The organism is Actinomadura chokoriensis, from assembly GCF_039529475.1.
GTDB classification, from domain to species: domain Bacteria; phylum Actinomycetota; class Actinomycetes; order Streptosporangiales; family Streptosporangiaceae; genus Spirillospora; species Spirillospora bangladeshensis.
Map to the genome: position 1 here is coordinate 59,429 of NZ_BAAAMW010000022.1, position 17,671 is coordinate 77,099.

Below are 17,671 nucleotides of genomic sequence, written 5' to 3' on the forward strand. Positions count from 1 at the left end.
AGGCGTTCCCTTCCGACGGCGATGATCACGCTCATCATCCCCCAACCCGCACACGGGACGCGACAGGTCGGGCAATGTCGGCCATATGGCTGATTCGCCTCCCCAAGAGCCCGCCATTCCGCGAGCATGGCCGATGACGCCTGAGGAGGTTTCCGTCCATGCACCTCGATGACGACAGCCCGGAGTGGGATCAGCACAGCGGCGGTTCCGGCCACGACGATCCCGCCTGGGAACCCGGCGACGAGGACAGGGCCCTGCTCTACTGGGACGCACTGGACGAGAGGGGCCGCGACATTCTCCGCTACCTCATCCGCCATCGGGCGCGCAAAGTCCATCACACCGAACTCGTGCGGGAACTCGGCCTCGATCCCGGCGGGACCAAACGGTCGGCGAACGTGGTGGCGGGCTCCCTCTACCGTGCCAGCGAGGGGAACAAGGCGGCGGGCCGCCGCTATCCATTCACCTGGTGGGAGGGGGAGGATGGCGCCTCCTACGCCGTCAAGAACGGCACTGCCCTCATCTTCGGCAGCGCGCTCAACGCGGCTCAGGTGGCGAAGTCGCCGGGCGAGACGGTCGCCTTCACCTCACCCGCGGACGGCGTGTGGCCTCTCGTCCAGCGGTTGGACGCGATCCTCGATGGCGGCGATGTGCGGATGGTGCTGGGCTCTGCCTGCACGACCGCCCTGAAAGCCGTCCAGCAGTTCACCGCGGCTCTGCAACTCCCCTATGCGGCCGCCCAGGGCTGGACCGGGTTCATCGAGCATCTCGGTGCCCGTCCCGCCTCGCTACGGCAGTGCATCGTCGTCGCGGACGCGTGCCAGATGCTGAAGCACGAGGACCACGACGTGTGGCGGCGGCTCGCCGAGGTGCTGCCGAGCGGGCCGCATCACATGGGCGGCGGGTCGTCCACGCTCGTCCTCGTCGACGACGAGACCGCGTGGGACGAGTGGGTGTTCAGAACCGTCGCGGACGTCCGTCCTCGGGGTTGAAGGGGGCCAGGGCGATCAGGCCGGACAGCAGCACGGGCCCCAGTGCGAGGCTGAACAGCACGTCGGTGAGCCAGTGGAAGTCCGCCAGCGTGAGCGCCGCCGCCGCGACGCAGCCGGTCGCCAGGGCGATGTCGCGGCGGCGTCGTGAGGGAAGCCATCGGCTGACGGCGGGGAACGCGGCGACCAGCAGTTCGAGGACGACCCAGATGAGCACGAACGCGTTCAGGGTGTGGCCCGACGGATAGGCGGTCCCGTGGGTGAACAGCACATCGGCGTTGCCGTAGGGGAAGGTCCGCGGGATCGCCGACTTGAGGCCGAGTTGCAGCAGCGACAGGCCCATCACGATCACCGCGCTCATCAGCACGGGGCGCGGCGAGCGCTCCCGGATCCCGGCGATGACGGCCAGCACGCCGATGACCACGACCAGGTCGCCGCGCTGGCCGAGCTTGGTCACCACCGTGACGGCGGTCAGCCACCCGCCCCGCACACGGGCGTCGACGAACTCGTGGACGGTCCAGTCGAGACGCCTGAGCGGGCCGTCGAGCAGCACGTCGACCGTGACCAGCACCATGACCGCGGACAGCAGCGCGTACCAGCCCCAGGAACCCCACCGCACGCATGGCGGCGTCCCCGCCCGTGCCCTTTCGCCCATGTCAGGGGACGAGGATGGCGCGCCCCCGGACGCGTCCGGCGTCCAGATCGCCGATCGCGGACTGGTAGTCGTCCAGCGCGTACGTCCGCGTGTGCAGCGTGACCGCGCCGCGGGCCGCGAGCGCCATCAGGTCGCACAGGTCGTTGTAGGACCCGACGAGGTTCCCGATGATGTTGATCTCCGCGGAGATGACGTCGATCGTGGGGACGTCGATGTTCTCGCCGTAGCCGACGACGTGATAGTCGCCGGCCTCCCGCAGCATCCGCAGCCCTTCCGCGGTCGAGCCGCCCTCGCCGACGAAGTCGATGACGACCTGCGCGCCGCCGCCCGTCAGGTCGAGGACCCGCTCGACGTGCTCCCCGTCCGCGACGACGCCGTGATCGGCGCCGATCTCGGACGCCAGCTCCACCGCCTCCGCCTTGCGGTCGACCACGATCAGCTCCGCCGGGCTGATCGCCTTCAGCACCTGCACCCCGATGTGCCCGAGGCCCCCGGCCCCGATGACCACGCACCGGTCCCGCGGGGTCAGCCGCCGCGCCGCCTTCGCCGCCGCGTGGTAGGCGGTGAGGCCCGCGTCGGCGAACGCGGCCACGTCCGCCGGCTCCAGCGACCCGTCCAGCTTCACCACGCTCCGCGCGGACGTCTTCAGGTAGTCCGCGTACCCGCCGTCGGAGTCGATGCCGGGGAACGCGCTGTTCTCGCAGTGCACGTCGTCCCCCGACCGGCAGGCCCGGCACAGCCCGCACGTGACCAGCGGATGCAGGATCACCTTGTCGCCCTCGGCGACGTTGGTCACCGCCGGCCCGACGGCGTGCACCCACCCGGCGTTCTCGTGCCCGATCGTGTACGGCAGGCCGACCCTGGACTTCTCGGCCCACTGCCCCTCCAGGATGTGCAGGTCCGTCCGGCACACCCCCGCACCGCCGATCCTCACCACGACGTCGAGGGGGCCGTCCGCCTCCGGGACCGGCACTTCCGCCATCCGCAGATCCTCGCCGTACCCGACCACCTGCACAGCCCGCATTGCATGCTCCTCGTGGACGCGTGTCCGTCCACGGCCCCCTACCCAGGAACGGCTGACCTGTTCGGGCCGCAGGGGTTCCGGCGGACCTGACAGATGGTCAGAATCGGTGTCCATGAGCGATCAAGAGAAGCACGGCGAGGCGACGGGCCGGATCGACACGAGCGTTCCGCACTCGGCGAGGATCTGGAACTACTGGCTGGGCGGCAAGGACAACTACCCCGTGGACCGGGCCGCCGGCGAGCAGTTCCGGGAGACGTTCCCCGGCGTGATCGAGGTGGCGCGCGCGTCCCGCCTGTTCCTCACCCGGTCCGTGCGGTACCTGGCCGGCGAGGCGGGCGTCCGCCAGTTCCTCGACGTCGGGACGGGCCTCCCCACCGTCGACAACACCCACGAGGTCGCGCAGCGCGTGGCGCCCGACGCCCGCGTCGTCTACGTCGACAACGACCCGCTGGTGCTCGTCCACGCGCGGGCGCTGCTCACCGGCACGCCGCAGGGCCTGACCGACTACGTCGACGCCGACCTCCACGACCCGGGCCACATCCTGGACGTCGCCGCCAAGACCCTCGATCTCAGCCGTCCCGTCGCGCTGATCCTGAGCGGCATCATGGGCCACGTCGCGGACGGCGACGAGGCCCGCTCGATCGTCCGGTCGCTGCTGGAACCGCTCCCGCCGGGCAGCTACCTGTCGCTGAACGACGGCACCAGCGTCGTCGCCGGCGAGGCCGCCGAGAACGCCCAGCAGGACTACAACGAGGGCGGCGCGGTCGCGTACACGCTGCGCTCCCCGGAGGAGATCGGCCGCTTCTTCGACGGCCTGGAACTGGTCGAGCCGGGCCTGGTCTCCTGCCCGCTGTGGCGCCCGGAGTCGGACGCCTTCGGCACCCCCGAGCCGGTGGACGCCTTCGGCGCCGTGGGCCGCAAACCCTGAACATGAGAAGACCGCGGATGAGGACCGCGGTTCGACAGGTACCCCCGAGCGGATTCGAACCGCCGTTACCGCCTTGAGAGGGCGGCGTCCTAGGCCACTAGACGACGGGGGCCGGACACCCGATGCGATCTCCCGCCCGGGCCTCGCCCAGCCTACCGGACGCCGCCCCCCGCCTCGACCACATTTCCCCCACCCCGTCCACCGCACAAAATCACACGGACGGGCGCACCACCGGGGGTGCCGACGCAAAGAGAATCACGCTTGGTCAATACCGATGGACGTTACTCGGACGTCGCAGAAAAAGATCCCGTGAGGGGAAGCTCAACCACCGTGAGGGCGAAGCCCGAACAGCCGGGGGTTCCAGGGGGTCGTCCCCCCGGGGAGAAACACCGCGGGCCTCGGCGAAACCGAGCGAAGCTCGATGAGCACGATGACCCGCCAACGTACCCCCGAGCGGATTCGAACCGCCGTTACCGCCTTGAGAGGGCGGCGTCCTAGGCCACTAGACGACGGGGGCGTGTGTCCGCGTACTGCGGACGCAGCTGGGGTACCAGGACTCGAACCTAGACTAAGTGAACCAGAATCACTCGTGCTGCCGATTACACCATACCCCAGTGAGGTACGCGCTTCCGTGCCGTTTCCGACCCGGTCGCTCGCGCCTCGATGAGAATACAGGACCTTGGGACAACGGCCAAAACGATTGCCAGGGACGGGGGTCAGCGGGTGAAGTCGGGCGGGCCGATGTGGGCCCGGCCCCACTCGACGAGAGGGCGCAGGCGCCGCCAGGACGTCCGCACGCGGCCGATGACCTCGTCCGGGTCCGCCATCCACGGGTCGGCGGGCCAGCCGGTGCCGGCGTAGAGCGAGCGGTGCCGCAGGAGCTCCAGGCGCGGATGGTCGGGGGCCGTGCCGCGCGGACGGGTCTTGAGCCGGTCGCCGGCGATCTCCATGCCCGCGGAGCGGAGGTCGTCCACGATGGCCTGGAGTTCGCCGCCGTGGGCGTCGGATCCGGCGGCCTCGCGGTAGCGGCGGAGCTGGTCGGGGGTCGGCGCGTACATGCCGCCCGCGACCATGAGGCCGTCCGCGTCGACCTGGAGGTAGAAGCCCTCGCCGGTGTGGCCGCCCTGATGGGTCTTGTAGGGCGACTTGTCTTTGCTGAAGCGGACGTCCCGGTACGGGCGGAACAGCTTGACCGCGCCGAACTCGTCTTCGAGTTCGGCGCACAGCTCGGTCATGGGGTCGCGTACATGGCGTTCGTAGGTCTCCTTGTGGCACGTCCAGTAGGACTTGCTGTTGTCGCCCAGCAGGCCCTCGTAGAACGCGAACGCCTCGCCGGTGAAGCCGCCGAACGCCACGGCTCAGTCCCTGGCGATGACGCGGTTGGTGAGGCTGCCGATCCCCTCGATGGTGACGGTCACCTCGTCCCCGACCTGCAGCGGGCCGACGCCGGCGGGCGTGCCGGTGAGGATGACGTCGCCGGGCAGCAGCGTCATGACCTGGCTGACGTACTCGACGAGGGCCGGGACGCCGCGCAGCAGCAGGGACGTGCGGGCGTCCTGGCGGACGTCGCCGTTGACCGTCGTGGAGATGGCGAGGTCGGCGGGGTCGGCCTCCGTCTCGATCCAGGGTCCGATGGGGCAGAAGGTGTCGAAGCCCTTGGCCCGCGTCCACTGCCCGTCCTTCTTCTGCAGGTCGCGGGCGGTGACGTCGTTGGCGCAGGTGTAGCCGAGGATGACGTCGGCGGCGCGGGACGCGGGCACCTCGCGGCACATCCGGCCGATGACGACGGCGAGCTCGCCCTCGTGGTCGACGCGCTCGGACAGCTTCTCCGGGTAGGCGATGGCCTCGCCGGGGCCGATGACGGCGGTGGACGGCTTGGAGAAGATCACCGGTTCGGCGGGCGGCGCGTCCCCGCCCATCTCGCGGACGTGGTCGGCGTAGTTCTTCCCGATCGCGATGATCTTGCTGGGCAGGATCGGCGCGAGCAGCCGGACGTCGGCGAGCGGGAACCGCTGTCCGGTGAACGTCAGCTCGCCGAACGGGTGGGCCGCGATGGCGGCGACGGTGTTCTCCTCCACCACACCGAAGGACATGCCGTCGTCGGTGGAGAACCTGGCGATACGCATGGTCGAGAGCCTAGTACTCCGGTCAGAACCCGCATGTCCCGCCGTTGAGCTCGCAGCCCTTCGGGGTGGACGCGGGGCCCGCCGCGCCGAACTGGACGTCCCAGGTGCCGCCGGGCGGGATCGCGGGGGCGCCGTCGAGGTTCCTGATCTCGACCTTCTCGCCGCCGTGGACGAGCCGCGCGCCCCAGATGTTCTTCACGTCGGCGCTGGGGGCCCGGAACGTCAGCTTCCACGTCTTCATGGGCCGGTCGGTGCGGTTGGTGATGACCATCTTGCCCTCGAAGTACCCCTCGTCCCGCTGGACGAGCTGGTACGTGATCCCCTTGCCCTCCACGAGCGGGCCGATCGGGGCGGTGGTCGCCGGCGGCGGCGTGCCGGGCTGCCCTGCCGGCGGCTCCCCGGCCGCGGGCGGAGCGGTGGGCGCCTCGACCGGCGGGGACGCGCCCGGCCCCGCGGGCGCCGGCCCGTCCGTCGGCCCGCCGGCCTCCACCGGGGTGGAGGCGGCCGGTGACGGCGGCGTCGCGGTCTTCCCGTCGCCGTCCGATCCGCCCCGGGTGAGCAGCAGCAGCACGACCGCCGCGGCCGCCAGGACGACGACCGCGGCGATCACCGCGGCCAGGGCCACCGGACGCCGGGACCGCGACGGCGGCACTCCCCCGGACGGCATCGCCGGGGCGGTCTCGTCGGGCGGCGGCCCCGCCGGGAGGCCCGGCGAGGGCATCGCGTAGGGCGGCGGCGGGACGCTCGTCCCGGCGGTCGCCGCTTCCCGCCCGGCACCGAACTGCTCCGTCCAGGGCGCCTCCGCGACGACGGGCGCGGGCGCCTGCTCGAACGCCGCCGCCTCCTCCTCCCGGGGCGGGGCCGGCTTCTCGATCCGGATGTCGGCGACGGTCACCGACGCCTTGTCCGGCGCGTCCTGCAAGGTCTCACCCGCGTCATCGACCAGGTCATCCTGAGCGGTCGCCTCGGGGTCGTCCTCCGGGTCGTCCTCCGGATCGTCGACCGGGAGGTCCTGGAACGTCGCGTCCGCGGGGCCGTCGACGGGCGTGTCGACGATGGTCGAGTCGGCCCGCGCTTCCGCGGCCGGCGCGGTGGCCCGGACGCGGAACTCGGCGGTCGTCTTGTGGTCCGGGGGCACGTACCCGGAGTCCTCGCCGCTCAACTCGTCCACCCTCCGCCGTCGTCGATCTCATGGACTCCGACGACGGGCGAAGCGGTTCGGTTCAGACGAACCGGGAGGAGTCCGGAAGGCGTCAGCCCGCCGGGGCGGGCTCGAGCCCCCGCCGGGCGGCCTGCCGCAGCTGCCGGTTGAGCATGTCGGTGATGAGCTCGATGGCGTCGGGCGTGGTGGTGTCGCGGGCCCCGCTGAGCCAGCGGGTGGCCTCGGCCAGCAGGTCCTCGGCCGACTCGCCGTCGGATCCCGCGTCGGCCATCAGGCCGAGCACGGCGCCGAGCCGCAGCGCGGCGTCGGCGCGCCCGGACTCGGCGGCCCGCCGGTACCAGTCCGCGGCCTGCGGCAGATCGCCCTCGCGCTCGTAGACCTCACCGAGCCCGAACGCCACGTCCGCCCAGGTGCCGTCCGTCGGACGTCCAAGGTCCTCGGGAGTCCAGGGTCGGACGGGCATGGGATCACTCCGGCAGGTCGGTTCGCTGGGACGGCACGCGGGAACGCCGCGCGTGCGGTGCAGGACCCCATCGTGGACGCTCCACCCGAAATCCGCCACCGCTTTCGCCGGATTTAGTGAAATTTCTGCGCAACCATCCCGATACCGACGGAAACACCATCGTTCTTTCGAACGACCGGTTTCAGCCGGCCCGGTAGCCGGCCAGCCGGTCCTCCAGACCGTCCCGGCCCGCCTCGTACGACCGCACCGCGTCCGGCGCGCCCGCCGCCCCACCGCGCTCCAGCAGCTGCGGGACGGCGCGGGGATCGGGCAGCACACCGCCGCCGAGCCGCACGGGGTCGCGCAGCACCGTCCGCACACCGGGCTCCCCGGAGACGAACTCGCCGAGCAGGAACCCCTCGGACTCGTTCCACACCAGGGCCCGGAGCCCGAGGACGAAGGTCGCGTCGCGCGGCTGCGCGGGGTCGAGCCAGACGTTCGAGAGCGGCACACCCCGGACCTGCAGTGCGTCACCGACACAGGTGATGTATCCGCGGACGGCGTCGACGAAGGGGGCCGGGTGAGGCAGGGGTCGAATGCGGTCGATCACTGGTTCATCCCTCTCTTCGAGCTCTTTACGAAGTATGAGGGAATTGATCCCGAATGTCCCGTTCCTGAGGGAGAAATCTGGCTGAAGGCAGGCCAAACAGGCCCTGTGGCCACCGACCTCCCTTCAGCCTCCCTCGTCCCTCCGTTTCCCGGTCCGCCCGGGTCTAGGCGATCTGGAGAACGGACTGTGCGGCGTAGCGCGGGGCGGAGTGCGGGGCGTACTGCGAGGCGAGCCAGGGACCGACGACCGCGGCGCACGCCCCCGCAGAGCAGACGGCCGTCAGCCGGCCCGGCGCACCCGCCCGCCGGCCGAGTTCGGCGGTGATCACCAGGACCGCGGCCCCGGTGACCGCCACCCGCAGGGCTCCGGCCCACGGGTCCCGCACCGGCGTCAGCTGCAGGACGGGGACGGCCGCGAGCGTCGGCTGGTCCATCGCGACCGGCTCACCCAGGGCCCCCAGCGACTCCCCCAGGGCACTCAGCCCGATCGGCTGCTGCGGCGCGCCCGGCGCCGTGTCCATCTGGTCTTCCACCTTCGAACTCTCCTTAGGTCAGCGGCTCGCCCCGCGGCGACCGGAGATCATGTGCGCGGCTCGTTCAGGCCCCGAACGGTGAGCAGCGACAGCCCGCGGCCGGACTCCTCCGCCGAGGGGACCTCCGTGCGCAGGTCCACGTACCTCGTCCGGTAGCCGATGCTGACGACGTAGAGCGCCATGACCAGGAAGAGCGCCATGGGCACGAGCACCCACAGCACGATCGGCGCGTTCATGATGAACCTCCTCCGGGTGGTTCGCGATATCCCTTACATCCAGTACGTCCCGCTGGTAGTGTTGTCCGAGTCTTCAGTTCGTGGACTTGTCCCTACAAGTAGCTCACTCAAGGTGTACCCTTTTTTGGGATTGCAAACACATTGGGCGGGAAGTACTTGTTCAGAAGTCCGGCTCTGTGCAATGTTCCGCTCATCCAGCGGTCGGTACGGATCCGGAACAGGACCGGCCGGAAGGGAGCGGATCCGATGGCTCGCACGACGCCTCTCCGCTGGCGTGACATCGCCGATGACCTGCGCCGGCGCATCGAATCGGGCGATCTCGCCCCCGCGGACGGGGCTTCCGGGCGGCAGCCGCTGCCGCCCGAGAAGGATCTGGAGCAGCACTACCGCGCGTCCCGCAACACCATCCGCGATGCGCTCGCCTGGCTCCGGCAGCAGGGGTACGTCGTCTCGGAGCAGGGCAGGGGGACGTTCGTCGTCCGCCAGCCCGACATCGTGCACGTCACGCTCCGCGCCGCCGAGCTCGGGCTCACGCCCGGCGCCGTGTCGTCGGAGTGGTACAACCGGGACGCCGCCATCCCCGCGAACCGGAACGCGTCGGTGTCGCAGGTCAAGGTGGAGGTCCAGGAGGGCAGCAAGGTCGTCGTCCGCTACCTGCAGATGAAGAGCGGCTCAGAGTTCATCTCCCGCCACCAGGAGATCTTCCTCGACGACCGGCCCTGGGTCCTGCAGACCTCCTTCTACCCGCTGGAGTTCGCGACCAGCGGCGCGTCCCGCCTGCTCCTCCCGCGCGACATCCCCGAGGGCGCCGTGGCGTACCTGGGCGAGACCCTCGGCTACCGCGAGGTCGGCTTCCACGACGAGATCAAGGCCCGCGTCCCGGACGAGAACGAGAAGCGGTTCTTCAGCCTCGGCGACTCCGCGGCGAGCATCGTCTTCGAGACCGTCCGGACCGCCTACTCCGCCGACGGCGACCCGTTCCGCGTCACCGTGACGGTCTGGCCCGCCGACCGCACACGGCTGCACTACAACGACGGAAAGGTCCCCATGGACGTCCTCCGGGCGCCCGGCCAGGCCGCCGCCGACGACTCTCCGCCCACGCCCTCGCCGGACGGCGACGCCGAAAGCGGATAGAAGAGCCGCCGCCGACCGCGGCGGCCGCCGCACACAACTGTCATACGCCCCCCTTCCCGACCGGACGGGAGCCGCCGCGCTCCCCTCGACCCGGCCGGGAGGCGGGGGTCTTGATCTTTTCGGAGTCAGGAGCACGTGGACACAGAGACCGGGGCCCGTCAACGCAGCCGGGCCGACTTCCCCAGCTACCGCATCCGCCTCGCCCGGCCGGACGAGATCGACGTCGTCCTCGACCTCATCGACCATGCGGCCGACTGGCTCCGGGAGAAGAAGACGACGACGCAGTGGGCCGAGCCGTGGCCCAGCCCGGCCGGCCGCATGAAGCGGGTCAACGAGTCCCTCGTCAAGGGCGAGACCTGGCTCCTGTTCGACCGGGGACGCGCGATCGGCACCGTCTCCATCAAGACGACGGGTCATAAGGAGCTCTGGACCGCGGCGGAACGCGAGATCGGGGCCGTCTACCTGCACCGCCTCGTCGTGCACCGGGACTACGCGGGCATGGGCCTCGGCGCCGAGCTGATCGACTGGGCCGGCCGCGAGGGCGCGTCCCGGCAGGGGAACGCGGCACTCATCCGCATCGACGTCTGGACCGACAACCACGCGCTCCACGACTACTACCGCCATCTGGGCTTCCGGGACGTCGCGATCCGCCGCACCAAGGACAGGACGCCCTCGGGCGCGTTGTTCGAGAAACCTCTGACCACTGCCCTGCCGGCCCGTCCGCAACGCATCCTTGAGAAAGGCGCCGACTTCTGAAGGACCCCCATGGCGAACCGGACCCCCAAATACGTCGAGATCGCGCAGGACCTCCGAGCCCAGATCCAGGAGGGGAGTCTCGCACCGGGAGACGCGCTGCCCTCCGAAAAGGAACTGGCCCGGCATTGGCGGGTCTCGGAGAACACGATCAAGGCGGCGATCAACGAGTTGCGCAGGCAGGGCCACATCGAGACCGTCCCCAAGAAGGGGAGCTTCGTCACCGAGCTGAGCCTTCCCTTCGTCATCACCCTGAACTACACGGACCTCGGCGACGAGAACGCACCCGGCCGCGGCCACGGGGGCGGCGAGGGCAGTGCGTTCATGGCGGAGGCGAAGCGCCAGAAGCACGAGGCCAGCACCTCGAAGCCCGACGTGTACGTCCAGGACGCGGAGGAGCTCCAGATGAAGGCCCTCGGCATTCCCCCCGCGCCGGCGGACGATCCGCGGCCCCAGGTCGTCCGCCGGTCCCAGCAGCGCTTCGTGGACGGCAAGGGTCACCGTCTACAAGCCCGGCGCCAACAAGATTCGGTTCATCGCCGGAGAGGTGGCCGATGCGGTATGGGAACGCGGTTCCTGAGCCCTCGCCCTCCATCGATCACGAACCGCGCGGGATGAAGAGGGCTGACCTGCGCGACGGCTGATACGGGGCCGGTGGACGCGGGTCAGACGAAGCGGACGAGCATGAGGTCGGCTTCGGGGGTTTCGCGCCAGTAGAGGGAGCCCGGGGTCCGGGACATGTTCTCGATCTCGTTGGCGATGATCAGGGCGCGGTTGATGCAGTCGGTCTTGTTGTAGCCGGTCTGCTCCTGGAGGCGCTGGAGGGCCTGGACGGCCTTGCCGGTCAGGTTGACCGTGACGCGCTCGTTCTGCGGGGCGCCGTCGGCGCGGCGGCCGGGATCGTCGGCGTCCATGGCGCCGCCCGACGTCTCGGAGGCTGCTCGAAAGTTCGTCATGAGCGCTTTCTCCAATCCCGGGACGCGGAGCCCGGCCCCACCCCGCCTCCGGCCTGAGGTCGACCCGGCCGGTCAGGCGATCATACAGCCCTCTGCCAGCAAAACCATGTTTCAGATACAGCGTGCACGTGAGAGGTTCCCCCAACCGGAGGGGCGGAAACCTCGGCCATCAGGGGCTTACTCGTGGGCTACGAGATTATGACCGGTCATCACGCAGCGATCGTATGGCTTTCGTATGTCTATCGACCTACTCTCATGTTCAGAGGGGTGGGACGAAACCGACACCGAGGAGCCCTGGCGGGCTGCGCCGGGCCTTCGCGGGGGAAGGAAGACTCCGTGGGACTGAATCGTTGGGTGCCGCCGCCGCGGCGGCGGGCGGCCGCGCAGACCGGGGGCGGGCCGGTGAACGCGAAGATCATGACCTCGGTGACGCTGGGGGCGGTGGTCCTGGGGTACGCGCTGGACGGGTCGGGCACCGCCGCGCTGAGCGGCGTCCTGGTGTTCTTCACGTTCCCCGCGGTGGCCGTGACGAACGCGATCGTCCAGTACCTGAGGGCGGACACGCTGCACGAGACGTCCGGGCCGCCGCCGTCCGTGGCCGTGCACCCGTCGCAGCCCGCCGTCGCGGCGTCGTCCGCCGTGGCCGTGCCGCGCGACGGCGGCACGTTCTGGGACGCGCTGACGCCCCTGGAGCGGCAGGACCTGATCGCGCGGGGCGACCGGCACCTGTACCGCGGCGAGGACGTCCTGTGCCGGGAGGGCGGGCTCGCGGGCGAGGTCGTGGTGATCCTGTCCGGCTGGACGCGGGTGTGGGTCCGGGAGGGCGCCGAGCAGCGGATCATCGCGTTCCGGGGCGCCGGGGAGCTGGTCGGCGAGCGGGCGGCGCTGATGATCCGGGACCGGTCCGCCACCGTGACGGCGGACGGCGACGTCCAGGCGCTGCGGATCGACGCCCACGACTTCGGGGCCTTCCTGGACGCCCACCCGCGGGTGCGGGGCATCCTGGAGCAGCAGGTCTACCGGCGGCAGATCGAGAGGCACGACTTCGGCGACGTCCAGGGCAACTGCTCGATCCTCATCACCGACATCACGTCGTTCAGCTCGCCGGTGCGCACCGACGCCGACCGCGAGTACGTCCTCGGCGCGATGTACGACCTGATGGGCGAGGCGTTCACCGCCTCCGGCCTCGACCTCGGCCGCCTCTACCAGGAGGACCGCGGCGACGGCGCGCTCGTCATCGTCCCGCCGACGACGCCGACCGACCGGGTCGTCGACCCGATGCTCGCGCACCTGGCGGCGGCGCTGCGGCGGCACAACCGGCGCGCCGCCGAGGCGACCCGGCTCCAGCTGCGGGCCGCGCTGCACGTCGGTCCGGTGCAGCGCGGGCCGAAGGGCGTGGCCGGCAGCTCCATCATCACCACGCGCCGGATGGTGGACGCGCCGGCGGTGAAGCGGCGCGTCGCCGAGACCGGCGCCGACCTGGCGTTCGTCACGTCCGACTTCGTGTTCGACACGGTGATCGCGCCCGCCCCCGGCCTGGTCGACCCGGGCCGCTACTCGCGGGTCCGGGTCAGGCTGAAGGAGGCGTCGCTGCCGGCGTGGCTCATGCTGGAGGGCGGCGGGTCCCAGCTCCGCGCGGTGTGACCGTCAGGACGCCACGAGGTCCTGGTAGTCGGGGTGCTTCTCGATCCACTTCTTGATGAACGGGCACACCGGGACGACCGCGGCGCCCTTGCCCCGGATGTCGTCCAGCGCCCCGCGCGCGAGCGCGCTGCCGATGCCCTTGCCCTCGAACGCCGAGTCGACCTCGGTGTGGACGAGGACGACGGAGCCCCCCTCCCGTTCGTAGTCGACGAACCCGGCGAGGTCGCCGTCCACCCTGATCTCGTAGCGGTTCTTCCCGGCGTTGTCGGTGATCTCGGTGCTCATGCCCCGATAATGCCCAATCGCTCGGAGAGATTCCCCGCCGCCCCTCCGGACGCCGCTCAGCCCGCCTCGCGGCCGGCGCGGAGCAGGCAGTAGGTGACGGCCTCCTCCAGGGCCTGCCAGGACGCGGCGATGACGTTGTCCTCGACGCCGACGGTGCCCCACTCGCGCTCGCCGTCGCCGGACTCGATCAGCACCCGGGTCCGCGCGTCGGTGCCGTGCGCGCCCTCCAGGATGCGGACCTTGTAGTCGACCAGCTCCAGCCGCGCCAGCTCCGGGTAGAGGCGGCCGAGCGCGAGGCGCAGCGCGTTGTCGAGGGCGTTGACCGGGCCGTTGCCCTCGCCGGTCGCGATGATCCGCTCGCCCTTGGCGTGCAGCTTGACGGTCGCCTCGCTGACCATGGAGCCGTCCGGGCGGCGCTCCACGATCGACCGCCACGACTCGACCTCGAAGTGCCGCTGCCGGACGCCGGTCAGCTCCTCGCGCAGCAGCAGCTCGAACGAGGCGTCCGCGGCCTCGAAGGTGTAGCCGGTGGACTCCAGGTCCTTGACCTTGGCGACGACGGCCTTCGCCTTCTCGCCGGACAGGTCGTAGCCGAGCTCGCGGCCCTTCAGCTCCACGGACGCGCGCCCCGCCATGCTCGACACCAGCATCCGCATGTCGTTGCCGACGGCGGCCGGGTCGATGTGCTGGTACAGGTCCGGGTCGATCTTGACGGCGGACGCGTGCAGCCCCGCCTTGTGCGCGAACGCCGACACGCCCACATAGGGCTGCTGCGAGCTGGGCGCGACGTTGGTGACCTCGGACACGGCGTGCGCGATCCGCGTCATCTCGGCGAGCTGCGCGTCCGACACGAGGTTCATGCCGCGCTTGAGCTGCAGGTTGCCGACGACGGTGAACAGGTTGGCGTTGCCGCTGCGCTCGCCGTAGCCGTTCGCGCAGCCCTGCACGTGGGTGGCGCCGGCCTTCACCGCGGCGAGGGTGTTGGCGACGGCGCAGCCGGAGTCGTCGTGGCAGTGGATGCCGACGCGGACCCCGTATCCGACGACCTCGTGGACGACCTCGGCGAGCTCGTCCGGCAGCATGCCGCCGTTGGTGTCGCAGAGCGCGACGACGTCCGCGCCGGCCTCGGCGGCGGTGCGGACGGCCTCCAGCGCGTAGGCGCGGTTGGCCTTGTGGCCGTCGAAGAAGTGCTCGGCGTCCAGGAAGACTCGTTGGCCCTCCGCACGCAGATGGGAGACCGTGTCGCGGATCATCGCGAGGTTCTCCTCAAGGGTGGTGCGGAGGGCCAGCTCGACGTGCCTGTCGTGACTCTTGGCGACCAGGGTCACGACGGACGCGCCGCTTTCGCGCAGGGCGGCGACCTGGGGGTCGTCGGCCGCCTTCACCCCGGCCCGGCGGGTCGCGCCGAACGCGGTGAGCTGCGCGTGCCTCAGGTCGAGCTCGGTTCGAGCCCGCCTGAAGAACTCGGTGTCCTTGGGGTTGGCGCCGGGCCAGCCGCCCTCGATGAAGCCGACGCCCAGGTCGTCGAGGTGCCGCGCGATGGCGAGCTTGTCGGGCACGGAGAGGTTGAGCCCCTCCTGCTGCGACCCGTCGCGCAGGGTGGTGTCGTAGACGTGGAACGCGTCGCCTTGCATAGGTGAGAACCCCCAGAGGGTGGCGCCAGGCACAAAAAAGACCCCTCACGGACGTGAGAGGTCTGCGCGCCGGCGGTGTCCCGTTAGCTGCCGGCGCGCCAGCCGATAATGACGAGGCTGCTGCGCATGATGCTCCCAGTCTGCCACACGATTCCCGTGCTCGGGACGGCCGTCTCGGATCATGAGACGGCCGCCCCGGCGCGCGGCGTGCCGGGGCCGGCGGACCCGCAGGTCAGACGATCTTGTGGACCCAGCCGTAGGGGTCCGGGCGGGTGCCGTACTGGATGCCGACCAGCTCCTGGCGGAGCCGCATCGAGACCTCGCCGGGCTCGCCGTCCCCGATCGTCCACTCCCGGTCCCGGCCCTTGACCCGGCCGACCGGGCTGATGATCGCGGCGGTGCCGCAGCCGAACACCTCGGTGATCTCGCCGGACGCGCAGCCGGCCTGCCACTCGTCGATGCTGATCTTGCCCTCCTCGGTGGGGACGCCGAGGTCCGGGGCGAGCTTGAGCATCGAGTCGCGGGTGACGCCCGCGAGCAGCGTGCCGGTGAGCGCCGGGGTGAGCAGCCGTGCCCCCGTGCCGGACCCGTAGACGAACATGAGGTTCATCGAGCCGACCTCCTCGACCCAGCGGTGCTCCACCGCGTCGAGCCAGACGACCTGGTCGCAGCCCTGCGCGACGGCCTCGGCCTGCCCGGCGAAGGACGCCGCGTAGTTGCCGCCGAACTTGGCCTCGCCCGTCCCGCCGGGGGCCGCGCGCGTGTAGTCCTGCGACAGCCACACCGAGACCGGCTTGATCCCGCGCGGGTAGTACAGCCCGGAGGGCGACGCGATGACCATGAACAGGAACTCGTTCGCCGGGCTGTTCACGCCGAGGGCGCGGGTCGTGGCGAACATGAAGGGCCGCAGGTAGAGGCTGTGGCCCTCGGTGTCGGGGACCCACTCCTTGTCGGTGCGGACGAGGAGTTCGACCGCGTCCACGAACAACTGCTCGGGGATCTCGGGCATGGCCATCCGCCTGGCCGACCGGTTCATCCGGGCCGCGTTCATGTACGGCCGGAAGGTGACGATCGACCCGTCCGGCTGCTTGTAGGCCTTGAGGCCCTCGAAGAGCTCCTGGGCGTAGTGGAACACCTGGGAGGCAGGGTCCATCGGGATCGGCCCGTACGGTTCGAGCTTCGCCTCGTGCCAGCCGCGCTCCGCCGAGTACCTGATCGTGATCATGTGGTCGGTGAAGTGCCGGCCGAAGCCGGGGTCGGCCAGGACCGCCGCGCGCTCGGCGGCGGTCGCGGGCCGCTCGGTGCGCGTGATCTCGAAGTCCAGGGTGTCGCTCATCGCGGTTCGTCCTCTCGCGGATCGCCGGCGGCCCCATCGCCGCTCCGGCTTCCTTAGTCCCTATTGTCGTACTTCGTCCAGACCTGCTCCTCCACGCGGCGCATGCCGAAGACCGGGCGCGCCGCGAGGGCACACCCGGTCCTGGCCGGACAGGCGGCGTGCCCTATCCGGATACTCGCTTGGCGATCGCGTCGCCGATCTGGGACGTGGACCGGGCGCCGAGGCCGGCGCGCTCGGCCAGGTCGTCCGAGACGGCCTGCTCGACGCGGCGGGCGGCGCCGCCCTCGCCGATGTGGTCGAGCAGCATCGCGACGGACAGGATCGTGGCGGTCGGGTCGGCCTTGCCCTGCCCGGCGATGTCGGGCGCGCTGCCGTGCACCGGCTCGAACATCGACGGAGCGGTGCGGTCGGGGTTGACGTTGCCGGACGCGGCGAGCCCGATCCCGCCCGCGATCGCGGCGCCGATGTCGGTGATGATGTCGCCGAACAGGTTGTCGGTGACGACCACGTCGAAGCGCTGCGGCTGGTTCACGAAGAACATGGTGGCCGCGTCGACGTGGACGTAGTCCGTCGAGATCTGCGGGTACTCCTCGCCGACCCGCTTCAGGACACGCTGGTACAGGTCGCCCGCGAACGTGAGGACGTTGTCCTTGTGGACCAGCGTGAGCTTCTTGCGCGGACGGGACGCCGCCACCTCGAACGCGTACCGGATGACCCGCTCGACCCCGTACGCGGTGTTCACGCTCTCCTGCGTGGCGACCTCGTGCGGCGTGCCCTTGCGCAGCACGCCCCCGACACCGGTGTACGGGCCCTCGGTGCCCTCCCGGACGACGACCATGTCGATGTCGTCGGTCGTCACGCCGGCGAGCGGCGTCTGCACGCCGGGGAACAGCTTGACGGGCCGCAGGTTGACGTAGTGGTCGAGCTCGAACCGGGTCCGCAGCAGCAGCCCGCGCTCCAGCGTCCCGCTGGGGACGCTCGGGTCGCCGACCGCGCCGAGCAGGATGACGTCCTGCTCGCGCAGCTCGGCCAGCACCGAGTCGGGCAGCGTCTCCCCCGTCCGGTGCCAGCGGGCGGCGCCCAGGTCGTAGGGGGTCTGCTCGAACGTGAGGTCGCCGGACACGGCGTCGAGGACCTTCAGTCCCTCGGCGACCACCTCGGGGCCGATCCCGTCACCCGGGATGACGGCCAGACGAATGCTGCGCGAAGCCATGCGCGCACTCTACTG

The 17,671-nt window shown here is 70.9% G+C and carries 20 protein-coding genes and 3 tRNA genes; 6 read left to right on the forward strand and 17 right to left on the reverse strand.

What is annotated here, in order from left to right; translation table 11 throughout:
• Positions 1-158 precede the first annotated feature (158 nt).
• The gene (locus ABFX46_RS33820; protein ID WP_346047991.1) at positions 159-989 is read left to right on the forward strand and encodes a DUF6416 domain-containing protein; all 831 of its coding nucleotides are present in this window, start codon (positions 159-161) and stop codon (positions 987-989) included.
• Here ABFX46_RS33820 and ABFX46_RS33825 read toward each other — a convergent pair.
• Together ABFX46_RS33825 and ABFX46_RS33830 are read right to left on the reverse strand one after the other, a co-directional pair.
• A complete protein-coding gene (locus tag ABFX46_RS33825) occupies positions 955-1,605 on the reverse strand; it encodes a phosphatase PAP2 family protein (protein ID WP_346047992.1) in 651 nt (216 codons plus the stop codon). The two genes, ABFX46_RS33820 and ABFX46_RS33825, sit on opposite strands and share 35 nt — an antisense overlap.
• 37 nt (positions 1,606-1,642) lie before the next feature.
• The gene (locus ABFX46_RS33830; protein ID WP_346047993.1) at positions 1,643-2,665 is read right to left on the reverse strand and encodes an NAD(P)-dependent alcohol dehydrogenase; all 1,023 of its coding nucleotides are present in this window, start codon (positions 2,663-2,665) and stop codon (positions 1,643-1,645) included.
• 112 nt (positions 2,666-2,777) lie between these two features.
• Between ABFX46_RS33830 and ABFX46_RS33835 the strand changes: the two genes are divergently transcribed.
• Complete coding sequence (locus ABFX46_RS33835) at positions 2,778-3,593, forward strand: SAM-dependent methyltransferase (protein ID WP_346047995.1); 816 nt, start codon at positions 2,778-2,780, stop codon at positions 3,591-3,593.
• A 39-nt stretch (positions 3,594-3,632) separates the two neighbouring features.
• Here the strand turns inward: ABFX46_RS33835 and ABFX46_RS33840 are convergent.
• The 10 genes from ABFX46_RS33840 to ABFX46_RS33885 all read right to left on the reverse strand — a co-directional run bounded on the left by ABFX46_RS33840 (position 3,633) and on the right by ABFX46_RS33885 (position 8,701).
• A tRNA-Glu gene (locus tag ABFX46_RS33840) sits at positions 3,633-3,705 on the reverse strand.
• Positions 3,706-4,037: 332 nt separating this feature from the next.
• Positions 4,038-4,110, reverse strand: a tRNA-Glu gene (locus ABFX46_RS33845).
• Positions 4,111-4,135: 25 nt separating this feature from the next.
• Positions 4,136-4,207: transfer RNA gene (locus ABFX46_RS33850), tRNA-Gln, on the reverse strand.
• 102 nt (positions 4,208-4,309) lie between these two features.
• The gene (locus ABFX46_RS33855; RefSeq protein ID WP_346047996.1) at positions 4,310-4,948 is read right to left on the reverse strand and encodes a DUF2461 domain-containing protein; all 639 of its coding nucleotides are present in this window, start codon (positions 4,946-4,948) and stop codon (positions 4,310-4,312) included.
• A 3-nt stretch (positions 4,949-4,951) separates the two neighbouring features.
• The gene (locus tag ABFX46_RS33860) at positions 4,952-5,719 is read right to left on the reverse strand and encodes a fumarylacetoacetate hydrolase family protein (RefSeq protein ID WP_346047997.1); all 768 of its coding nucleotides are present in this window, start codon (positions 5,717-5,719) and stop codon (positions 4,952-4,954) included.
• Between the two features lie 22 nt (positions 5,720-5,741).
• The gene (locus ABFX46_RS33865) at positions 5,742-6,881 is read right to left on the reverse strand and encodes a cellulose binding domain-containing protein (RefSeq protein ID WP_346047998.1); all 1,140 of its coding nucleotides are present in this window, start codon (positions 6,879-6,881) and stop codon (positions 5,742-5,744) included.
• A 91-nt stretch (positions 6,882-6,972) separates the two neighbouring features.
• Positions 6,973-7,344 (reverse strand): SEL1-like repeat protein, encoded by a 372-nt coding sequence (locus tag ABFX46_RS33870; RefSeq protein ID WP_163059742.1) that lies wholly within the window; start codon positions 7,342-7,344, stop codon positions 6,973-6,975.
• Between the two features lie 181 nt (positions 7,345-7,525).
• Positions 7,526-7,933, reverse strand: a complete 408-nt coding sequence (locus ABFX46_RS33875; RefSeq protein WP_346047999.1) for a DUF6292 family protein — start codon at positions 7,931-7,933, stop codon at positions 7,526-7,528.
• 163 nt (positions 7,934-8,096) lie between these two features.
• Entirely contained in the window at positions 8,097-8,465 is a 369-nt protein-coding gene (locus ABFX46_RS33880; RefSeq protein ID WP_346048000.1) for a hypothetical protein, read from the reverse strand.
• Positions 8,466-8,512: 47 nt separating this feature from the next.
• Positions 8,513-8,701: a hypothetical protein gene (locus tag ABFX46_RS33885; RefSeq protein ID WP_346048001.1), complete on the reverse strand. Its 189-nt coding sequence runs from the start codon at positions 8,699-8,701 to the stop codon at positions 8,513-8,515.
• Between the two features lie 246 nt (positions 8,702-8,947).
• Here ABFX46_RS33885 and ABFX46_RS33890 point away from each other — a divergent pair, with 246 nt between their 5' ends.
• From ABFX46_RS33890 to ABFX46_RS33900, 3 genes are all read left to right on the forward strand, one after another.
• On the forward strand, positions 8,948-9,835 hold the full coding sequence (locus tag ABFX46_RS33890; RefSeq protein WP_346048002.1) for a GntR family transcriptional regulator: 888 nt from the start codon (positions 8,948-8,950) through the stop codon (positions 9,833-9,835).
• A gap of 135 nt (positions 9,836-9,970) precedes the next feature.
• A complete protein-coding gene (locus ABFX46_RS33895; protein ID WP_346048003.1) occupies positions 9,971-10,591 on the forward strand; it encodes a GNAT family N-acetyltransferase in 621 nt (206 codons plus the stop codon).
• Positions 10,592-10,600: 9 nt separating this feature from the next.
• Positions 10,601-11,206 carry a GntR family transcriptional regulator gene (locus ABFX46_RS33900; RefSeq protein WP_346048004.1) on the forward strand — a complete coding sequence of 202 codons (606 nt, stop codon included), beginning with the start codon at positions 10,601-10,603 and terminating at the stop codon, positions 11,204-11,206.
• A 47-nt stretch (positions 11,207-11,253) separates the two neighbouring features.
• Here ABFX46_RS33900 and ABFX46_RS33905 read toward each other — a convergent pair whose 3' ends face one another.
• Positions 11,254-11,544, reverse strand: a complete 291-nt coding sequence (locus ABFX46_RS33905) for a hypothetical protein (RefSeq protein ID WP_131937020.1) — start codon at positions 11,542-11,544, stop codon at positions 11,254-11,256.
• A gap of 336 nt (positions 11,545-11,880) precedes the next feature.
• On the opposite strand from ABFX46_RS33905, the gene ABFX46_RS33910 reads away from it, so the two are divergent.
• Positions 11,881-13,188: a Crp/Fnr family transcriptional regulator gene (locus ABFX46_RS33910; RefSeq protein WP_346048005.1), complete on the forward strand. Its 1,308-nt coding sequence runs from the start codon at positions 11,881-11,883 to the stop codon at positions 13,186-13,188.
• Positions 13,189-13,191: 3 nt separating this feature from the next.
• Here ABFX46_RS33910 and ABFX46_RS33915 read toward each other — a convergent pair whose 3' ends face one another.
• The 4 genes from ABFX46_RS33915 to ABFX46_RS33930 all read right to left on the reverse strand — a co-directional run bounded on the left by ABFX46_RS33915 (position 13,192) and on the right by ABFX46_RS33930 (position 17,656).
• Complete coding sequence (locus ABFX46_RS33915) at positions 13,192-13,473, reverse strand: GNAT family N-acetyltransferase (protein ID WP_346048006.1); 282 nt, start codon at positions 13,471-13,473, stop codon at positions 13,192-13,194.
• Between the two features lie 56 nt (positions 13,474-13,529).
• Positions 13,530-15,107 carry a citramalate synthase gene (gene cimA / locus ABFX46_RS33920; RefSeq protein ID WP_346048007.1) on the reverse strand — a complete coding sequence of 526 codons (1,578 nt, stop codon included), beginning with the start codon at positions 15,105-15,107 and terminating at the stop codon, positions 13,530-13,532.
• A 232-nt stretch (positions 15,108-15,339) separates the two neighbouring features.
• Complete coding sequence (locus ABFX46_RS33925; RefSeq protein WP_346048008.1) at positions 15,340-16,443, reverse strand: branched-chain amino acid aminotransferase; 1,104 nt, start codon at positions 16,441-16,443, stop codon at positions 15,340-15,342.
• Positions 16,444-16,606: 163 nt separating this feature from the next.
• A complete protein-coding gene (locus tag ABFX46_RS33930; protein WP_346048009.1) occupies positions 16,607-17,656 on the reverse strand; it encodes a 3-isopropylmalate dehydrogenase in 1,050 nt (349 codons plus the stop codon).
• Between the last annotated feature and the right edge of the window lie 15 nt (positions 17,657-17,671).

Bases quoted from the DNA above. Each gene is read 5' to 3' on its own strand.
- ABFX46_RS33820 (WP_346047991.1), top strand. From the start codon at position 159: ATGCACCTCGATGACGACAGCCCGGAGTGGGATCAGCACAGCGGCGGT.
- ABFX46_RS33830 (WP_346047993.1), bottom strand. From the start codon at position 2,665: ATGCGGGCTGTGCAGGTGGTCGGGTACGGCGAGGATCTGCGGATGGCG.
- ABFX46_RS33835 (WP_346047995.1), top strand. From the start codon at position 2,778: ATGAGCGATCAAGAGAAGCACGGCGAGGCGACGGGCCGGATCGACACG.
- ABFX46_RS33860 (WP_346047997.1), bottom strand. From the start codon at position 5,719: ATGCGTATCGCCAGGTTCTCCACCGACGACGGCATGTCCTTCGGTGTG.
- ABFX46_RS33870 (WP_163059742.1), bottom strand. From the start codon at position 7,344: ATGCCCGTCCGACCCTGGACTCCCGAGGACCTTGGACGTCCGACGGAC.
- ABFX46_RS33885 (WP_346048001.1), bottom strand. From the start codon at position 8,701: ATGAACGCGCCGATCGTGCTGTGGGTGCTCGTGCCCATGGCGCTCTTC.
- ABFX46_RS33890 (WP_346048002.1), top strand. From the start codon at position 8,948: ATGGCTCGCACGACGCCTCTCCGCTGGCGTGACATCGCCGATGACCTG.
- ABFX46_RS33900 (WP_346048004.1), top strand. From the start codon at position 10,601: ATGGCGAACCGGACCCCCAAATACGTCGAGATCGCGCAGGACCTCCGA.
- ABFX46_RS33905 (WP_131937020.1), bottom strand. From the start codon at position 11,544: ATGACGAACTTTCGAGCAGCCTCCGAGACGTCGGGCGGCGCCATGGAC.
- ABFX46_RS33915 (WP_346048006.1), bottom strand. From the start codon at position 13,473: ATGAGCACCGAGATCACCGACAACGCCGGGAAGAACCGCTACGAGATC.
- cimA (WP_346048007.1), bottom strand. From the start codon at position 15,107: ATGCAAGGCGACGCGTTCCACGTCTACGACACCACCCTGCGCGACGGG.
- ABFX46_RS33925 (WP_346048008.1), bottom strand. From the start codon at position 16,443: ATGAGCGACACCCTGGACTTCGAGATCACGCGCACCGAGCGGCCCGCG.
- ABFX46_RS33930 (WP_346048009.1), bottom strand. From the start codon at position 17,656: ATGGCTTCGCGCAGCATTCGTCTGGCCGTCATCCCGGGTGACGGGATC.